The 16,604-nt window shown below is 63.9% G+C and carries 14 protein-coding genes; 10 read left to right on the top strand and 4 right to left on the bottom strand.

Annotated elements, in window-relative coordinates:
- Positions 1-98: 98 nt before the first annotated feature.
- The 6 genes from AC1Q61_RS20780 (at position 99) to AC1Q61_RS20755 (ending at position 5,677) form a co-directional block, all read left to right on the top strand.
- Positions 99-776: a winged helix-turn-helix transcriptional regulator gene (locus AC1Q61_RS20780; protein ID WP_003940889.1), complete on the top strand. Its 678-nt coding sequence runs from the start codon at positions 99-101 to the stop codon at positions 774-776.
- Between the two features lie 110 nt (positions 777-886).
- Positions 887-1,471 (top strand): M15 family metallopeptidase, encoded by a 585-nt coding sequence (locus AC1Q61_RS20775; protein ID WP_003940687.1) that lies wholly within the window; start codon positions 887-889, stop codon positions 1,469-1,471.
- A 2-nt stretch (positions 1,472-1,473) separates the two neighbouring features.
- Complete coding sequence (locus tag AC1Q61_RS20770) at positions 1,474-2,115, top strand: phosphatase PAP2 family protein (protein WP_047270193.1); 642 nt, start codon at positions 1,474-1,476, stop codon at positions 2,113-2,115.
- 75 nt (positions 2,116-2,190) lie between these two features.
- On the top strand, positions 2,191-2,889 hold the full coding sequence (locus AC1Q61_RS20765; RefSeq protein ID WP_042923426.1) for a response regulator transcription factor: 699 nt from the start codon (positions 2,191-2,193) through the stop codon (positions 2,887-2,889).
- Complete coding sequence (locus AC1Q61_RS20760; RefSeq protein WP_042923423.1) at positions 2,886-4,280, top strand: sensor histidine kinase; 1,395 nt, start codon at positions 2,886-2,888, stop codon at positions 4,278-4,280. The genes AC1Q61_RS20765 and AC1Q61_RS20760 overlap by 4 nt, the downstream gene beginning before the upstream one ends.
- Positions 4,281-4,468: 188 nt before the next feature.
- Positions 4,469-5,677 carry an MFS transporter gene (locus tag AC1Q61_RS20755; protein ID WP_161120812.1) on the top strand — a complete coding sequence of 403 codons (1,209 nt, stop codon included), beginning with the start codon at positions 4,469-4,471 and terminating at the stop codon, positions 5,675-5,677.
- Here AC1Q61_RS20755 and AC1Q61_RS20750 read toward each other — a convergent pair.
- Genes AC1Q61_RS20750 through AC1Q61_RS20740 form a run of 3 tightly spaced genes read right to left on the bottom strand, consistent with a single transcriptional unit; the run spans position 5,674 to position 9,114 of the window.
- Positions 5,674-7,128, bottom strand: coding sequence for an MFS transporter (locus AC1Q61_RS20750; protein WP_064689592.1), 1,455 nt, complete (start codon positions 7,126-7,128; stop codon positions 5,674-5,676). The genes AC1Q61_RS20755 and AC1Q61_RS20750 overlap by 4 nt on opposite strands.
- A gap of 49 nt (positions 7,129-7,177) precedes the next feature.
- Positions 7,178-7,837 carry a response regulator gene (locus tag AC1Q61_RS20745; protein WP_003940972.1) on the bottom strand — a complete coding sequence of 220 codons (660 nt, stop codon included), beginning with the start codon at positions 7,835-7,837 and terminating at the stop codon, positions 7,178-7,180.
- Positions 7,834-9,114 carry an ATP-binding protein gene (locus AC1Q61_RS20740; RefSeq protein ID WP_037125680.1) on the bottom strand — a complete coding sequence of 427 codons (1,281 nt, stop codon included), beginning with the start codon at positions 9,112-9,114 and terminating at the stop codon, positions 7,834-7,836. Before AC1Q61_RS20740 ends, AC1Q61_RS20745 begins: the two co-directional genes overlap by 4 nt.
- A 236-nt stretch (positions 9,115-9,350) precedes the next feature.
- On the opposite strand from AC1Q61_RS20740, the gene AC1Q61_RS20735 reads away from it, so the two are divergent.
- Both AC1Q61_RS20735 and AC1Q61_RS20730 read left to right on the top strand, forming a co-directional pair.
- Positions 9,351-10,736 (top strand): PspC domain-containing protein, encoded by a 1,386-nt coding sequence (locus AC1Q61_RS20735; protein ID WP_007727507.1) that lies wholly within the window; start codon positions 9,351-9,353, stop codon positions 10,734-10,736.
- Complete coding sequence (locus AC1Q61_RS20730; protein WP_042926362.1) at positions 10,733-10,966, top strand: hypothetical protein; 234 nt, start codon at positions 10,733-10,735, stop codon at positions 10,964-10,966. The genes AC1Q61_RS20735 and AC1Q61_RS20730 overlap by 4 nt, the downstream gene beginning before the upstream one ends.
- Before the next feature lie 55 nt (positions 10,967-11,021).
- Here AC1Q61_RS20730 and guaA read toward each other — a convergent pair whose 3' ends face one another.
- Entirely contained in the window at positions 11,022-12,593 is a 1,572-nt protein-coding gene (gene guaA / locus AC1Q61_RS20725) for a glutamine-hydrolyzing GMP synthase (RefSeq protein WP_007727510.1), read from the bottom strand.
- Between the two features lie 367 nt (positions 12,594-12,960).
- Here guaA and AC1Q61_RS20720 point away from each other — a divergent pair, with 367 nt between their 5' ends.
- Positions 12,961-14,730 carry an Ig-like domain-containing protein gene (locus AC1Q61_RS20720; protein ID WP_042926364.1) on the top strand — a complete coding sequence of 590 codons (1,770 nt, stop codon included), beginning with the start codon at positions 12,961-12,963 and terminating at the stop codon, positions 14,728-14,730.
- Positions 14,731-14,781: 51 nt separating this feature from the next.
- Entirely contained in the window at positions 14,782-16,539 is a 1,758-nt protein-coding gene (locus tag AC1Q61_RS20715; RefSeq protein ID WP_492650995.1) for an Ig-like domain-containing protein, read from the top strand.
- The last annotated feature ends 65 nt before the right edge of the window (positions 16,540-16,604 follow it).

Below are 16,604 nucleotides of genomic sequence, written 5' to 3'. Positions count from 1 at the left end.
GACAGCGTTCATGCCGTTACTCCGACGCTACGACGACGGTTCGCTCCTCTCCAGTACGAAATCTGTACCGGAGCACCCCGGAGGCCTACGATCGAGAGATGGGGTCCTCGTACCACCAGTTCTGCCCCGTCGCCAAGGCGATGGAGCTACTCGACGAGCGGTGGACACTGCTTCTCCTCCGCGAACTGATCATGGGAAGCGAACATTTCAACGATCTCCGCCGCGGGCTCCCGCGAATGTCACCGACTCTGCTCTCGACCCGGCTTCACCAACTCGCGGTCGCCGGCATTGTGGAGCGAGAAGAAACCGACTGTGTCGTCAGCTATCGTCTGACCGACGCCGGCCGCGAACTGCGCCCTGTGGTCGAAGCTCTCGGCATCTGGGGTACCAGGTGGATCGGTGAACTGGGCGACGAAGATCTGGATCCGAAGCTGCTGCTGTGGGACATGCATCGCCGCGTGGATCATTCCGTGGTGCCTGAAGGCAAGACCGTGGTGCACTTCGCATTCTCCGGAGTACGTGGACATTCGCGGAACTGGTGGCTCGTCATCAATTCCGGTGAGGTGGACATGTGCGATATCGATCCGGGTTTCGACGTTGCAGTGTCGGTCTCTGCGGGCTTGCGACAGATGACCGAGATCTGGCGAGGTAACCTGACCTGGTCGGACGCCATACGGTCCGGTGACGTCACCATTTCTGGGCCTACTGCGTTGCGTCGTAGCCTGCCTTCGTGGTTCGAGCTGTCGACTTTCGCGTCGATCCCGCGCCCCGCGTAGCGCGCGCTCACCAGCCCCGTTCCGTCCTGTTACAGAGCTGTTGCAGACCGTGACACCGTCGACGAACGGTGACCACCTGCCGGTGACACTGACCGAGAAGTCTCTGTTGTATGCCCAGCCACCGCGGAATCATCCGCTTCGTCGCACTCGGTGCAGTCGTGCTCGGTGCGGTCGCGCTCAGCTCCTGCTCGTACACAGAAGAAGCACAACCGAAGAGCGGTAACTACCTTGCCACTCAGCCTGATTCAGGACCTTCAGGCGGCGAGATCGAGGACGGCATCAGCTTGCAGGACACTCATGTGCCCGCGCTTGCCCGTCTCGATTCCGCACTGCTCGCGGCGCTCCAGTCGGCAGCGGCCGACGCACAGGCATCCGGCGTGGACATGCACGTCACGTCGGGTTGGCGGTCCGCGGCATACCAACAGCGACTGTTCGACGAAGCCGTCGTCAAGTACGGCAGCGTGGACGAAGCGTCCAAGTGGGTGCACTCGCCGAGCCTGTCCAAGCATGTCAGTGGACAGGCCGTCGACATCGGACCGACCGACGCCGACGACTGGCTCATTCAGCACGGCAGCGATTACGGCCTCTGCCAGACCTACGCCAACGAGATGTGGCATTTCGAATTGGCAACCACTCCTGGCGGGGAATGCCCGCCACAACTGAGCAACCCCTCGGACGAGAGAGCGGAAGGCTGATCATGACACGAGTCAAACCAGCGAGACTGATTGCCGCACTGGCACTCTTGATCCTCGGAGTCGTCGAATTCGAATTGGCGGTCAACACCACCGGTGGTCAGATCGTCGACCAACAACTCATGGTGGGTGCGGCCACCTCCGAACGCCTCAGCGTGTTCTCCGCCGAGTTCATCGGCCTCGTCACCCCGATACTGATAGTGGGAGGAGTGCTCGTGGCGCTCATGATCACATTGCGCAACAACCCGATTGCGCTAGCTTTACGCGTCGTCGTCGTGACCCTCGGTCCCATCACGACGGCCTGGGTTCTCAAACAATCGCTGGATCGACCGGACCTGAACGGTCTGGTGATGCACAATTCCTTCCCCAGCGGCACTTTGACGGCCATAGCTGCTCTGGTCTGCGCGATCGTGATCGTCACGCCCTCGAGGTGGCGGGCGGTCGTTGCGGTCAACGGTGCGCTGATCACCATCGGAACCGCGATCTCGGTAGTCGTGCTGCAATGGCACCGCCCGAGCGACGTGATCGGTGCACTACTGCTCGTCGGCTGCTACACCCTCGCTGTGTCGGCATTTCCGTTGAACACCAGCGTCGCCCGGCATGCGGTGCTGGCAGACTCAGGCAACGAGCGACTCTCGCGAGTGTGACCCCTGTACCCTTGGCTGACCGAGATTTCTCCGACCGCAGAAGGCCCCTGATCATGGCGAGTCCAAGGTGAGCTCATGGTGAGCATTCTTTTCATAGAAGACGATCCAGCCGTGGCCGAGGCAATCACGTTGGGACTGAACCGACTCGGGCACAACGTCAGCCATCGCCCCGACGGTAACGGTGATTTCGACGACACCCTGGGTGCCACGGACCTCGTCCTACTCGACCTCGGGCTGCCGGGTGCCGACGGTTACGAGATCTGCCGACGTATCCGCACCCGAAGTTCGATCCCGATCATCATTCTGACCGCTCGGTCCGACGACATCGACACCGTCGCCGGCCTGGAAGCCGGTGCCGACGACTACGTCGTCAAACCGGCCAGTCCGCGCGTCCTCGACGCTCGTATCAAAGCCGTCGTGCGGCGCTCGGCACCGGCAACGACGCGCCCGGATGCGACGCCGGGTGCAGAGACGTTCGGCGACCTGGAATTGGATCGGTCGTCGCTGCAGGTCCGCAAGGCCGGGATGCTGCTGACCCTCACCCCGACCGAACTCCGACTGATCCTGGCGCTGACCGAGAACCCCGGACAGGTCCTGAGCCGCCGACAGTTGTTGTCCGCAGCCTGGGACCAGGAGTATCTGGGTGATTCCAGAATCGTCGATGCAGCAGTGCAGCGGCTGCGCGGAAAGATCGAGGACGACCCGGCCGCGCCGACCGTCATCGAAACGGTGCGCGGGTTCGGGTATCGCTTCAACACCAGCCCAGCCCGATGAGACCGACCTGGCTTCAGGTCGACGGTCTGCGAACCAGGCTCGTGCTCGTGTTCATCGCAATCGTCGTGATCATCGCCGGGGCAACCGCGGGTGTCGTCTCGTTCATGGCACGGTCGTGGATCTATTCCAACGCTCAGGATGTCGCGACCGCACAATTTCGCGACGAACTGCAATACGTCAACGGAACACCGGTAGACGAGTTGACGCCTGCCAACCTCCAACAGATCTTCCAGTCCGACATGACGCTGATCGTCGACGGCGAAGTCATCCGTCAAGGATCCGTGGATGCGGCGACCATTCCGCCCAGCTTCGACGAAGGTTTGGACAGTCCGAAGCTGATCCGTTTCGAGAGGCTCGACTCCCAGCGCATCATGTTGGGAATGTCCGTCAATGTCGTGGACATGAGCACGGACGACAGCTACGACAACGAGACATTGGTCAAAGCCGTCACCATCCGGCCGCTGGTAGGAGTGCAGGACAAGTTCGACGACCTGCTTCGAGCTGTCGGCCTCACCCTCGCCGCCGGTGTGTTGGTGAGCGGACTACTCGGGCTGTGGATCGCGTCGACGCTTGTCCGTCCGCTCAAACGCCTGGACAAGGCGGCCGCCCGCGCTGCCGACGGCGACCTCAGCGTCCGACTCCCCGAAGACGGAGTAGCCGAACTCGCCCAGGTCACAACAACGTTCAACAACATGGTCGCTCGCAACGAAGCGGTCATCCGAGGTCTGGAAGAATCGGAAGAGCAGTCGAGAAGGTTTGTCGCAGACGTCTCCCACGAGCTCCGGACGCCGCTCGCAGCACTGGTGCCGGTCAGTGAGATCCTCCGTGAAGAGATCCCCAATCTTCCGCCCGACGCCGCCGCTGCCGCGCGCATCGTGAGCAGTGAGATCGGCAAGCTCACTCGACTTGTCGAAGACCTCATCGAAATGTCTCGCCACGACTCTCAGCAAGCGCACCTCGTCCTCGACGACGTCGACCTCGTCGAATTGACCGAGCGCACACTCGAGAGCCGCGGATGGACAGACACCGTCGAACTGCGCGCACCCGAAAGTGTCAGCGCCAGAGTCGATTCGCGTCGGATCGACATTGTCGTCGCCAACCTCGTCGGCAATGCACTGCGCCACGGAGCGCCCCCGGTTCGCGTCGAGTTGAGCGTCGAATCCGGTTTCTCCGTCATCACCGTCGTCGACCACGGCCCCGGCATCTCACCCGAAGACCGGCAGGCGATCTTTCGGCGGTTCTACAAGGTCGACACCGCGCGCGGACGCAGCGAGGGCAGCGGACTCGGACTCTCGCTCGCCGTCGAGAACGTGCACCTGCACGGCGGCACCATCGGCGTCGACCAGGTGGATGGTCGCACGGTCTTCACGGTTCGCCTGCCCCGTCGCTGACCCCTTCCCGAGCGAACGTACCTTTCGGCGCACCCAAGGCGATCGTCGTACCGTTCGCTCGAAAAGGGGTGGGCACTTCGCACCCTGAACCGTCCGCGTTCGACCAAATAGTGGGATTCTGGTTTCAACATGTGAAACCACGCGAGTAGCGTCGGCATCGTCGAACAGCGTAGAGATCGGAGGGCACCATGACGCAGGCGTCGCGGCTGGAAAAGACGGCCGTCTCCCCGAAGGCGTGGACGATGCTCGGAATCGGCGTCGCAGCCCAGGCCGCAGGCACCGTCTTCGTCAGCACCCCCGCCTTTTTGATCCCGCTGCTGCATTCCGAGCACGGCCTCTCGTTGACGCAGGCCGGAACTCTGGCCGCTGCACCCACTTTCGGCATGGTTCTCACGCTGGTGGCGTGGGGAGCGATGGCTGACAGATTCGGCGAGAAATGGGTCATCTCCATCGGGCTCGGCCTGACGGCGATCGCCGCGCTGGCCGCGACCACCACCGACAACTACACCCTCCTCGGGATCGCATTTCTGCTGGGCGGAATGGCTGCGGCGAGCACCAACGCTGCCAGTGGACGTGTTGTGGTCGGCTGGTTTCCCAAGGATCGGCGCGGCCTCGCGATGGGAATCCGGCAGATGTCACAGCCCCTGGGCGTGACCATCGCGTCGCTGACCATCCCGACTCTCGCTGCGAACGTAGGAATCGGTTCGGCCGTCGGACTGTCGGTAGCTCTCAACGGCGTTCTCGCCCTGATCTGCGCCGTCGCATTGATCAATCCCCCGCGGCCGGCGGCGCGGCCCACAGACATCCCGGTCGAGACGATCAACCCTTATCGCTCGAACTGGTTCCTGTGGCGCATTCACGTCGTCTCGGCACTGCTGGTGTTTCCGCAGTTCACCCTTTCGACATTCGGTCTGGTCTGGCTGATCAGCGAGCAAGGATGGGACGCTGCGCCCGCTGGGCTCCTGATCGGGATCTCCCAGTTCGTGGGTGCACTCGGACGCATCGTTGTCGGCATCTGGAGTGATCGCGCCGGAAGCAGAGTAGGCCCGCTGCGGTTGGTTGCCGTCTCCGCGTCTGCGGTCATGTTGGCAATGGCGGCAGCCGGCGCAGCGCCTTGGGGCGTTCCCGCCTTGATCCTGCTGCTGGCAACCACTATCAGCGTCGCCGACAACGGTTTGGCATTCACTTCCGTCGCCGAAGCTGCCGGGCCGAAATGGCAAGGAAAAGCATTGGGCGCACAGAACACCGGGCAGTTCATTGCCGCGTCAGCAGTGGGCCCGGTGGTCGGTGCGCTGATCGGCGCGGTCGGCTACCCGCTCGCCTTCGCGATAGTCGCGGCATTTCCCGCCGCAGCAATTCCCTTGGTGCCCAGCCGCGATCGCGACATCAGCGTCTAGTCCCTCATCGGATTCGGTTGCACTGCAGGTCCCGTCAGATCACAATGCGGCTTGCAGGCAACCGAATCCGCTTCCTGAACAGGCTCTACTGTCGGAGTTCGGATCAGCGTCGCGGCGATCGCTGCACCGATCAACAGCAGTGCCACACAGATGTACATCGCGTACCGGAACCCGTCGGAGAAACTCGTCGGATCGACCAGACTTTCGGCGTCGATACCCACGAGGGCAGGCAAGGCCGCGACGGCAAGAAGTTGGCTCGTGCGAGCAACGGCATTGTTCACACCGGATGCGATTCCGGACTGCTCCACCGGTACCGAACCAAGCACCGCGGCGGTCAACGGCGCGACCATCACCGCCAGGCCGAGCCCGAACACAAGAACTCCCGGCAGCACGACGGTCAGGTACGACGCATCCGGGCCGATCCGCGTCATCAACACCAACCCCACCGCGGCAACGGCGGGCCCGACCGTCATCGGCAACCGCGGTCCGTGCGTCTGCGCGTAACTGCCCGCGCGCGAAGACAACAGCAGCAATGCCAAGGTGATCGGTACCGTTGCGACGCCGGCAGCCACCGGCGAGTACCCGGCAACCAATTGCAGTTGCAGCACGAGCAGGAAGAACACACCGCCCAGCGCCGCATAGACCGCAAGGGTCACCAGATTGGCCGCGACGAACATCCGCGAACGGAACAGGGACGGCGGCACAAGGGCACTCGGTGAGCGTCGTTCCACCACGACGAACAGGCAGAGCGCGATCACTCCGATCAGCCCGACTATCGGGTTGACCTCGATCAGCCCGTACGTCAGTGCGCCGAGACCGACTACTGCGCAGGCAGATCCGACCACGTCCAGGTGCTCGGGCGGATGCGGGTCGCGGCTCTCCGGTACATGGCGCACCGCTGCCCACACCACGACGATCGCCAGCGGGATATTGAGCAGGAATACCGATCGCCATCCCGCCACTTCCACCAGCCAACCACCGAAAAGCGGTCCGATGGCGCCGGCAACACCACCTAAACCCGACCACAATCCGATTGCCGCGCCGCGGTCCTCCTCACGAAGTGACGCGGAGATGATGGCAAGGCTGCCAGGTGTCAAGAGCGCAGCTCCCACTCCCTGCAGGATTCGTGCAATCACCAGAAACGTGATGTCAGGTGCAATTCCGCAGAGCAACGACGCGACCGCGAACCAGACCGTCCCCCACACGAATACCCGTCGCCGACCCCAACGATCACCGAGGGCTCCCCCGAGCAGAATCAGCGACGCCAAGGCCAAGGTGTAACCGCTGAGCGTCCACTGCAGTCCGGCGACACCGGAACCCAGTTCTTCACCGATGTGAGGAAGAGCAATGTTGACGACGGTGCCGTCGAGGAGAGCCATGCTCGAGCCGAGAACGGTGGCGGCGACAACCCAACGCCCACGCTTCGACGCGAGCGCCAGTGGTTCCGTCATCGGTCCATGGTGCGCCTTCGCACGCAATCGCGAAAGAGCGCGCGGGAATTCAGTCGATCTGGCGGCGATGTGCCCAACGCGTCAACGCATTGCGATTGGACTGCTGAGTCTTTCGCAGGACGTTCGATGCGTGAGTCTCGACCGTCTTCACGGAAATCACCAGGTCCTCGGCGATTTCACGGTAGGTGTACCCACGTGCCAGCAATCTGAGCACTTCGAGTTCTCGCGGAGTCAGCGAGTCGAGTTCCGGATCGAGTTGCGGCTCGGGTGCGTTGGAACGCCCGGTGAAGGAGTCCAGTACGAAGCCTGCCAGGCGAGGCCCGAACACTGCGTCACCACCGGCAACGCGTCGTACACCCTCGGCCAGTTCGGATCCCGAGATCGTCTTGGTCACGTACCCGCGCGCACCGCCGCGGATCACCGCGATCACGTCCTCGGCCGCATCGGAAACGCTGAGCGCCAAGCACACCGGGCCGGAATCGATTCCGCGCAGAACTGCCACTCCACCACCGTCAGGCATGTGGACATCGAGCAGAACGACATGCGGTTTCGTCGAGTTGATACCCGCGATCGCCTCAGCGACGCCACCGGCTTCACCGACTACGTCCATGTCTGCCTCGCGCGAGAGTTCCGCCCTCACCCCGGAGCGGAACACTGCATGATCGTCGACAAGAAATACGCGGTACGGGGGCGGCGCAAGCGAAGTCACTGGGGCTGTTCCTCGGGGTTGTCGACACGGTCAGCAGTCTGGTCCCACTTTAGAGCAGAGTCACCGAGCGGCATGTGCACGCGGATCTCGGTGCCCTTTCCGATGTCGGATCGAACCACGACGCGGCCACCCCGTCGCTCGATGCGACCACGAATCGACTTGGCCAAACCCTGACGGTCCTCCGGCACCGCATTGACGTCGAATCCGACTCCGCGATCACGAACGAACACACTGACCTGGTCGCCCTCGACCTCGGCGAAAAGATTGATTTCCTTCTCCCCCGAGTGCTTTGCCGAGTTCACGAGAGCTTCACGCGTCGCACCGAGGAGCGCGGTGAACGCTTCCTTGGGCAGACCGTTCTCGACGCCTTCGCCTTCGAGTTGTACGTCGCCGACCGTGACGGGGCGGACCGTGACGCCATGCTGGTCCTCCACTTCACCGGCGATGATCTTCAGACCTTCGGTCAGGCTCGTGTGGTCGATATCCCCGCCGCTGAACAACCACTTGCGCAGCTCGCGTTCCTGACCACGGGCCAGGCGCGCCACCTCTTGCGGATTGTCGGACTGCTTCTGAATCAGCGCCAACGTCTGAAGTACGGAGTCGTGCAGATGCGAGGCGATCTCTTCACGTTCGTCGTTGCGAATTCGGGCCGCACGCTCGGCGCCGAGAGCCCGCCACATCCGCAGCCACAGCGGCACCGTCAACAAACCGACACCGATCAGCGTCACCACCACGGCCAGCAGGGACGAGCGCAGTGCTTCGAGGTCGACCTGAGCGAGGACGACGACGCCGAGACCCAAGATGATCAAGGTCGCTCCCCCGACCACCCGCGCCCACGTGAGAACGGTAGGCCGCTGCGGCAAGCCGATGACGGTCCGGGGACCGTCGGAGTCGAACTCGCGCCACACCAAAGCGGCACCGATCGCGACGACGAAGAACGGTGCGAGCACCGAACCCGCCGTGCCGCTGAACAGCCAGGACAACGCGGCTGCGCCGCCCAATCCGAGTGCGATCAAGCCGTACGCCCGCTGCCGCTCGGCCGCGGACGGCTTCTGGGTGTCCGTGCCGGCTGAGGTGAAGATCCAGAGGGCGCCGTAAATCACGATGCCGGATCCGGCCATCGCCGCCAGAATCGCGAAGGCGACTCGAACCTTCAGGACGTCGATCCCGAGATGATCGGCGATACCGCCTGCAACACCGGCGACGATGCGACCGCCGGAGCGCCGCTCCAGCTTTCGCAATGGAACACCGCCCGGGATGGGCACACCCTTCTTCATGGGTACGGCATGCACCGGTACCCCGTTGACGGGCGGGCCTCCCGTGAACCCGGGAACGGGACCGCTCACGAACGGCGGATCTGACAGATATTGCACATAGTCGATACTGGCACGAACCACTCGCACTCACATCAGGGTCCAACCCTGAATCAGGGCGGCGCCCCTGGCCCCGATCGTCGCAAAGATCAGGGTTGGCCCTGATGCGCGGAGGCCGCCCCGGAAGCCAGGATTGATTCATGAACAATCCGACTTTCCAAGAACAGATCCAGGATCTGTGGCGGACCCGCCCCGTGCGTCTGCCGGCACAAGGTCACGTGGCCGGGGTATGCGCCGGAATCGGATACCGGTATGGCATCGACCCCATTCTGGTACGTGTCGCGTTTGTGGCCTCCACTATTTTCGGCGGCTCAGGCATCCTTCTCTACCTCGCCGGGTGGTTGGTGCTCGCCCGCGCCGGTGACGGATCGTCCCCCGCACAGTCGTTGATGGGCCGCGGACACAGCTCCGATTCCAGCACCAAGACCATCGTCTTGTTGGTGGCTCTCGCCATCGCGGCTACGACCGTCGGGCCTGTCGGCGTCGGCCTGGGTGGTTCCGGTCTGATCGGGTTGATTCTGATGGTCGGAGGCCTGTGGCTGCTCTACCAACGAGCGCCGGTCCCGCCTGCGCTGCCACAGAGCACGTCACCGTACGTCGGCGCGGGTACCGCGTATCCAGGCACGGGATTCACGCCCGGGCCGTTCACTCCCGGATACTTCGCACCCAATCAGCCGCCCGTGTACACGCCGTACACAAAACTCCCCGACAGCTACGTGCCCGAGGAACGGCCGGCCGAACAGTCACCGCAATCTCAGGCCGATCATCCGACGATCAACCTGTCGAAGGACCCGAGCGCTTCAGCCGCCGCCAATCCGACCGAGGTGATCGGCGAGGCCGCCATCACACCGCCCTCCTGGGATCCGCTCGGTGTCGCTCCGTTCGCCTGGGATCTCCCGGACCCGGCAGTCAAAGCCACGCCGCTGCTGCCTTTGCCACCACGTAAGCGTCGCTCGCGATGGACGCTGACAGTGCTCGGACTCGCGATCATCGTCGCCGCCGTCACCGGGGCAGCGGGCGCGGCAACCGGCAACGAGTGGTTCACTCCCGGCCGAGTCGGTGCTGTCGGACTCGCCGTCATCGCGCTCGGCCTGATCCTCGGGGCATTCTTCCGCAAGGGGTACGGCCTGCTGGTCGTCACCGGACCGCTCGTGGGTTTCGTGCTTCTCGCCTCGTTGGTCTACCCGATCGATTTCGACGCCTCGGGTGAGCAAAGATGGACTCCGGCAACCGCTTCCGAGTTGGAGCCGTCGTACTCGGGAGCCTTCGGAAGCTTCACTCTCGACCTCAACGGGGTCAAGTTCACCGAGGACAAGACCATCGACGTCGCGGCGTCGTTCGGTGAGTTCGTCGTCATGGTGCCACCAACCGTCAACGTCAAGAACAGCTGCACCGTCGTCATGGGTGACGGATCAGGTTGCCTCGACGGCGGAATACACCCGGGCCGTGATGTGACACCGGATTCGCCCACACTGACCATCAACGCCAAAGCTACGTTCGGCAGTCTGAAGGTGACGCAATCATGAGCGACTACGACGAGACCACAGAGCACGACGAGACCCGAGAATCCAAGCGCCCCTCGGCACTTCTGCTGATCGCCGGACTGGCCGCACTTCTGGTCAGTGTGTGGGCGTTGGTCGGGCCGTTCTCCCTGGCGCCGGCAGCGAACATTCAATTCCGTTGGCTGTTCGTCGGTGCCGCCGTCGTGGCAGGACTACTGCTGGTGATTCTGCCGAATCGGCGCAACCGGAAGTAAAACTGCTGTGCGCCTTTATTAACCGCGGGGGGTTAATAAAGGCGCACAGTTGTTTTTACTCCCACTCGATAGTTCCCGGCGGCTTGCTCGTCACGTCGAGGACTACGCGGTTCACGTCCGCAACCTCGTTGGTGATTCGAGTCGAGATGCGCTCGAGGGTCTCGTACGGCAGACGCGTCCAGTCCGCGGTCATCGCGTCTTCACTCGAGACCGGACGCAGCACGATCGGATGACCGTACGTCCGGCCGTCACCCTGCACGCCCACGCTTCGGACGTCGGCAAGGAGAACGACCGGGCACTGCCAGATGGTTCCGTCCAAGCCTGCAGACGTAAGCTCTTCGCGCGCAATGGAATCTGCCTGACGCAAGATCTCGAGGCGATCGCGGGTGACCTCACCGATGATGCGGATACCGAGTCCGGGACCGGGGAACGGCTGGCGTCCGACGATCTCTTCGGGCAGGCCGAGTTCGCGGCCCACTGCACGGACCTCGTCCTTGAACAGCAGACGCAACGGTTCGACCAACTTGAACTGCAGGTCTTCCGGCAGCCCGCCGACATTGTGGTGGCTCTTGATGTTTGCAGTTCCCGTGCCGCCGCCCGACTCCACGACATCCGGGTAGAGCGTGCCCTGGACGAGGAAGTCGACGGTCGCACCATGAGATGCGTTCTCGCCCAGAACATCACTGACTGCGCCTTCGAAGCTGCGGATGAACTCGCGGCCGATGATCTTGCGCTTGGTCTCGGGATCGGTGACGCCTGCCAACTCACCGATGAAGGTGTCCGCGGCATCCACGGTGATCAGACGAGCGCCGGTTGCCGCGACAAAATCCTGCTCGACCTGCGTGCGCTCACCGGCTCGCATCAAACCGTGATCGACGAAGACGCATGTCAACCGGTCGCCGATTGCGCGCTGAACCAAAGCCGCAGCGACAGCGGAGTCGACGCCACCGGACAGACCGCAGATGGCGTGTCCGTCTCCGACCTGCTCGCGAACCTGCTCGATCAGCGCATCGGCGATGTTCGACGCCGTCCACGCTGCCGGAATACCGGCAATCTCGTGCAGGAAGCGGCTCAGGACCTGCTGACCGTGCGGGGAATGCAGAACCTCAGGGTGGTACTGCACACCGGCGAGCTTGCGGGCGCGGTCCTCGAACGCCGCGACGGGAGCACCGTCGCTGGTCGCGGTCACCTCGAAGCCGGAAGGCGCTTCGGTGACGGCGTCACCGTGGCTCATCCATACCGGCTGCGTCGAGGGAAGACCGTCGTGGAGCAATCCGCCGGATACCGCGATGTCGGTACGGCCGTATTCGCGGGTACCGGTCTCGGCGACGGTGCCGCCCAGGGCGCCTGCCATTGCCTGGAATCCGTAGCAGATTCCGAAAACCGGAATGTCGTGATCGAACAGTGCGGGATCAAGCTTGGGAGCACCGTCTGCGTAGACACTCGAGGGCCCACCCGAGAGCACAACAGCCAAGGGGTTCTTGGCCACGATCTCCTCGACGGTCGTGGTGTGCGGAATCACCTCCGAGTAGACCTTGGCTTCGCGAACTCGCCGTGCGATCAACTGCGCGTACTGCGCCCCGAAGTCGACGACAAGAACTGGTCTCTGCTGCTCGATATCTGCCACAGGTGCAGTCTAATCGCCGCAGCCAGCGCTTCTGCGCATGCATGGACTCAGCCCGCTACTCGGCCGAGCGAGCGCGAGGTACGTCACTACAAAGGCCGCCCCTCAGAACTGCGCGGCGACCTCGCGCGGATCTAGACCACCGTCCAGGTCAACGGCGCCCCAATCACCCGCACCTTAGCTTCGGCAATCAATTCGGCAGCATCATCGCAGGCCAGAGCCCGAAATGGACGAAGGGTGAATTTTCTGGACGTTTGACCGATTCGCCTGAACCAAACGTCCAGTAAAGGTAATCTCGCCCGTCAAGTGATCAGGATCACGATCGCAAACGGCCGGCGCCGCCGAACGGCGCTCACCTCGAGGAGGACCTGTGCGTCGATTCATACGACGACTCGCCATACCTGTCGCGGCTGTGACGGCTGCCGCCGGACTTCTAGTCCTCGGCACGCCGGCCACTGCTGACGAAGCCCCGCCGACCACTTTCACCGGCACGACCGACAACCTGATCTTCACGAAGAGTGTCATCGGGAACGCGGCAGTTCACCCAGGCGACACCGTCACGTACAAGACCGAGATCAAGCACAACGAAAGCGGCATCGAACGGTCGATCGCAAAGATCCGTGACATCCCGCCCGCAGGATTCGTCCTCGTGCCGGGCAGCGCCAAGGCCACCTACCTGGGTGTGACCAACCGGGCCACGATCAGCAACGAATCAGACGGCGGAGTCTCCGCGAAGTGCTCGAGCGGCTGCACCTTCCTGGTCGGTGGATTCGTCGTCAAGAAGAACCAACCCGTCACACTGGAAGCGACCTACACGGTCCCCGTCGGCACAGCATTCGGGACGTACGACAGCGGCATGCTCTTCGACGTCAACGCCTTCAGCACACAGCAGGGCCTCAACCCGATCAACGTCAACGTCCAGGTAGTCGACCCGTCTGTCGCCACCGGAACCACACTGGTTGCACCGGCAACGGCGAAGGTCGGCACGCCGGTCGACCTGACCGCGACAGTTGCGCCGTCCGACGCGAGCGGCACCGTCCAGTTCAAGGACGGCGGCAACGACATCGGCTCACCGGTCCCGGTTTCGGGCGGTAGCGCCACCCTCTCCCACACTTTCGACAGCGTCGGCGCCCACGACATCACCGCCGCGTACAACGCCGGTCCGGGATTCCACAGCTCGACCTCCGGAGTCCAGACCGTCGACGTCTCCGCGGACACCACCACCACGATCTCGGCCCCGAACGCCGCGCTGGTAGGTGACAGCATCACCGTGAGCGCTGTCGTCACACCGGCAAACGCCGTGGGCACGGTGCAGTTCAAAGACGGCGAGACCAACCTCGGCGCACCGGTGGCTGTAGTCAACGGGACGGCTTCCCTGACCCGCAGCTACGACGCTTCGGGCACCCACAGCTTCACCGCAGTGTTCACCGGCGAGGCCGGTTACGGCGATTCCGTCTCCACCGCAACCCAACTCGACGTCAGCGATCCCGACTGGGGAACCACGACCACAGTTGTCGAACCACTCACCGCTGTTGTCGGTGAACCGACCAACCTCTCGGCCACCGTCTCCCCCATCCCGAGCAGCGGAACCGTGACGTTCAAGGTCGACGGCGCCGAGATCGGTACCGCACCGGTCGGCACGGGTGACGGTGTCGCGATCCTCCCGCACACCTTCGCATCAGCGGGCGCTGCAGCCGTGACGGCAGAGTTCTCCGGCGGAACCGGATTCATCGGCTCCACGTCCACGTCGTTCACGGTGAACGTGACCGATCCCGAACCCGCTCGCGCCGACACCACGACGTCTCTGACCGTCAGCGGCTCGGCTCAGGTCGGAAAGGCATTGCAGCTCAAGGCCACCGTCGCACCCGGAACAGCAAACGGAATGATCCAGTTCAAGTCGGGCACGACGCCCATCGGCGCACCCGTTGCCGTCGTCAACGGCGTCGCGACACTCACGCACACCTTCGACGACGAGGGAACGTTCGGCCTCACTGCCAACTTCGTCGGCGACGCCGGTTGGAAGAACTCCGTCTCCGGCCCGACGGTCGTGCAGGTCGGCACCGCACCGACAGACGGCGGCGGCACCGGAAGCGTGGATACCGGTTCGCTCAGCGGCCTCATCCCGCTCTTCGGAAGCTAGTCCCCCACATCAGCTTTGGACACCACTCCCGTACCCAGCTCAGGAGAATCCATGTTCGTGCACTCCAGACGTCGCATCGCGGCGCCGATCGCCGCCACGGCACTCGCCAGTGGCGTCATCCTCGCGGGAATCCCCGCATCAGCGGCCCCCGTGACAACAACCTTCGGCACGAGTTGCCTGGCAACCCCGTCCGCTGTCGCCGGTCCGACCACGCAGTCACAGTCCGGCTCGGTCATCGTCGACGCACCGGAATCCATCGGCGCCGGTGAGACCTTCGAGGTCACCATCCAACCCGGCCCCATCGCCTTTCCCGGCTCCGCTTCCGGGGCGACCGTCCAGAACGTCTCCCGCATCAAGGTCGACGTCGACGTTCCTGCGAACGCCACCCTGGTGGAAGCCACCATCGTCCCCGGCACCTCGGCTGGGCTCAGCGGTGTCGCGCCGAACATCCTGCGCGTCAACGAGAACGGCAACGTCGATCCCAACGGAACGATTCTGCGCCTCTCCGGAAACAACCAGGTCATCGGAAACAGCCCCAGCTCGAGCATCAACTCCGAGGGCGGCATCGTCGTCAAGGCGACCGGCAAGAACGTCGATGGTTCCAACAATGCCGACGGCTACACGCAGTTCCAGCTCCCCCAGGTCAAGGCAGTTCTCAAGGCCGGCGATTCAGGGGACGTCGCGATGAAGGTACGCACCGGCGGCAGCGCGGGAGCGTGGAACAACGATCGCAACTTCCTCACGTTCCTCCCCAAGGCCACCCTGGTCATCACCGCCTGGGCACCCACGCGATGCACCCCGCGTGACGCCGAGAACGGTCCGCTCAACAGCGGCGCAGGCCCCCTCGCCACGACGCGGATCATCGAGGCGGACAAGGCAACCACCACCACAGTCGTCGGACCGGCCAACGCCAAGAACGGAACTCCCGTCACCCTGTCAGCCAACGTGAGCGGCGGCGCAAACGGTGGAACCGTCCAGTTCTTCGACGGCGACAACCCACTCGAGGACGCCGTGCCGGTAACCGGAGGGTCGGCCAGCATCTCCCCGACCTTCACCGAGGACGGACCGCACTCCATCACCGCGAGCTACAGCGGAGCCCCCGGGTTCCTGGCGTCGACGTCGGCGTCGGCCAAGATCGTGACCGTCACGACCGATGCACCGCCGGACGCCGTGACCACTACCGCCACGGTGTCGCCGTCGACCGCGAAGGTCGGACAGGACGTCAACCTGACTGCCAAGGTCGATCCGCAGGGTACCGGCGGCACCGTCGATTTCATCGTCGACGGCACCGAAACGGTCAGTGCTCCGGTCGGAACCGACGGAGTTGCCGTCGCTCCGTACACCTTCACCTCGACCGGAACGCACAAGGTTGTCGCGAAGTTCACGGGCTCACCAGGATTCGCGCCGTCCGCTGCCCCGGCATTCCCGGTCAGTGTGACGACGCCGGCTCCGGCCGACGTCGAGACGACCACGGTTCTCGACGCTGTCGGAACTGTTCAGAAGAACACCCCGGTGACGCTCAAGGCAACGGTCGATCCGTCCGGCGCCACAGGCAAGGTCCAGTTCAAGGTCGGTGACACCCTCATCGGTGGACCGGTCGACGTGGTCAACGGTGTCGCAACGGTACCGGCGACGTTCTACAACTCCGGGACCTACAGTGTCACCGCCGAATTCGTGGGCGCTTCGGGCTACACGGCCTCCGCATCCGCGCCGCAGACCCTGACCGTCCCCGGCGATACGGACGGCGGGCCCGGAGGCGGGACCGGCAGCCTCGACCTCGGCACTCTGTTCGGGTCGCTAGGAGGCTGACACTCTGAAACAGAGATGGGGCGTGTCGTCGAATCCTCGACGACACGCCCCATCTTCGTTCGCGG

Source organism: Rhodococcus sp. MPR-R1B, from assembly GCF_058793255.1.
The sequence above is the reverse complement of the archived record's forward strand: the minus strand, read 5'-3'. Positions and strand labels throughout refer to the sequence as shown.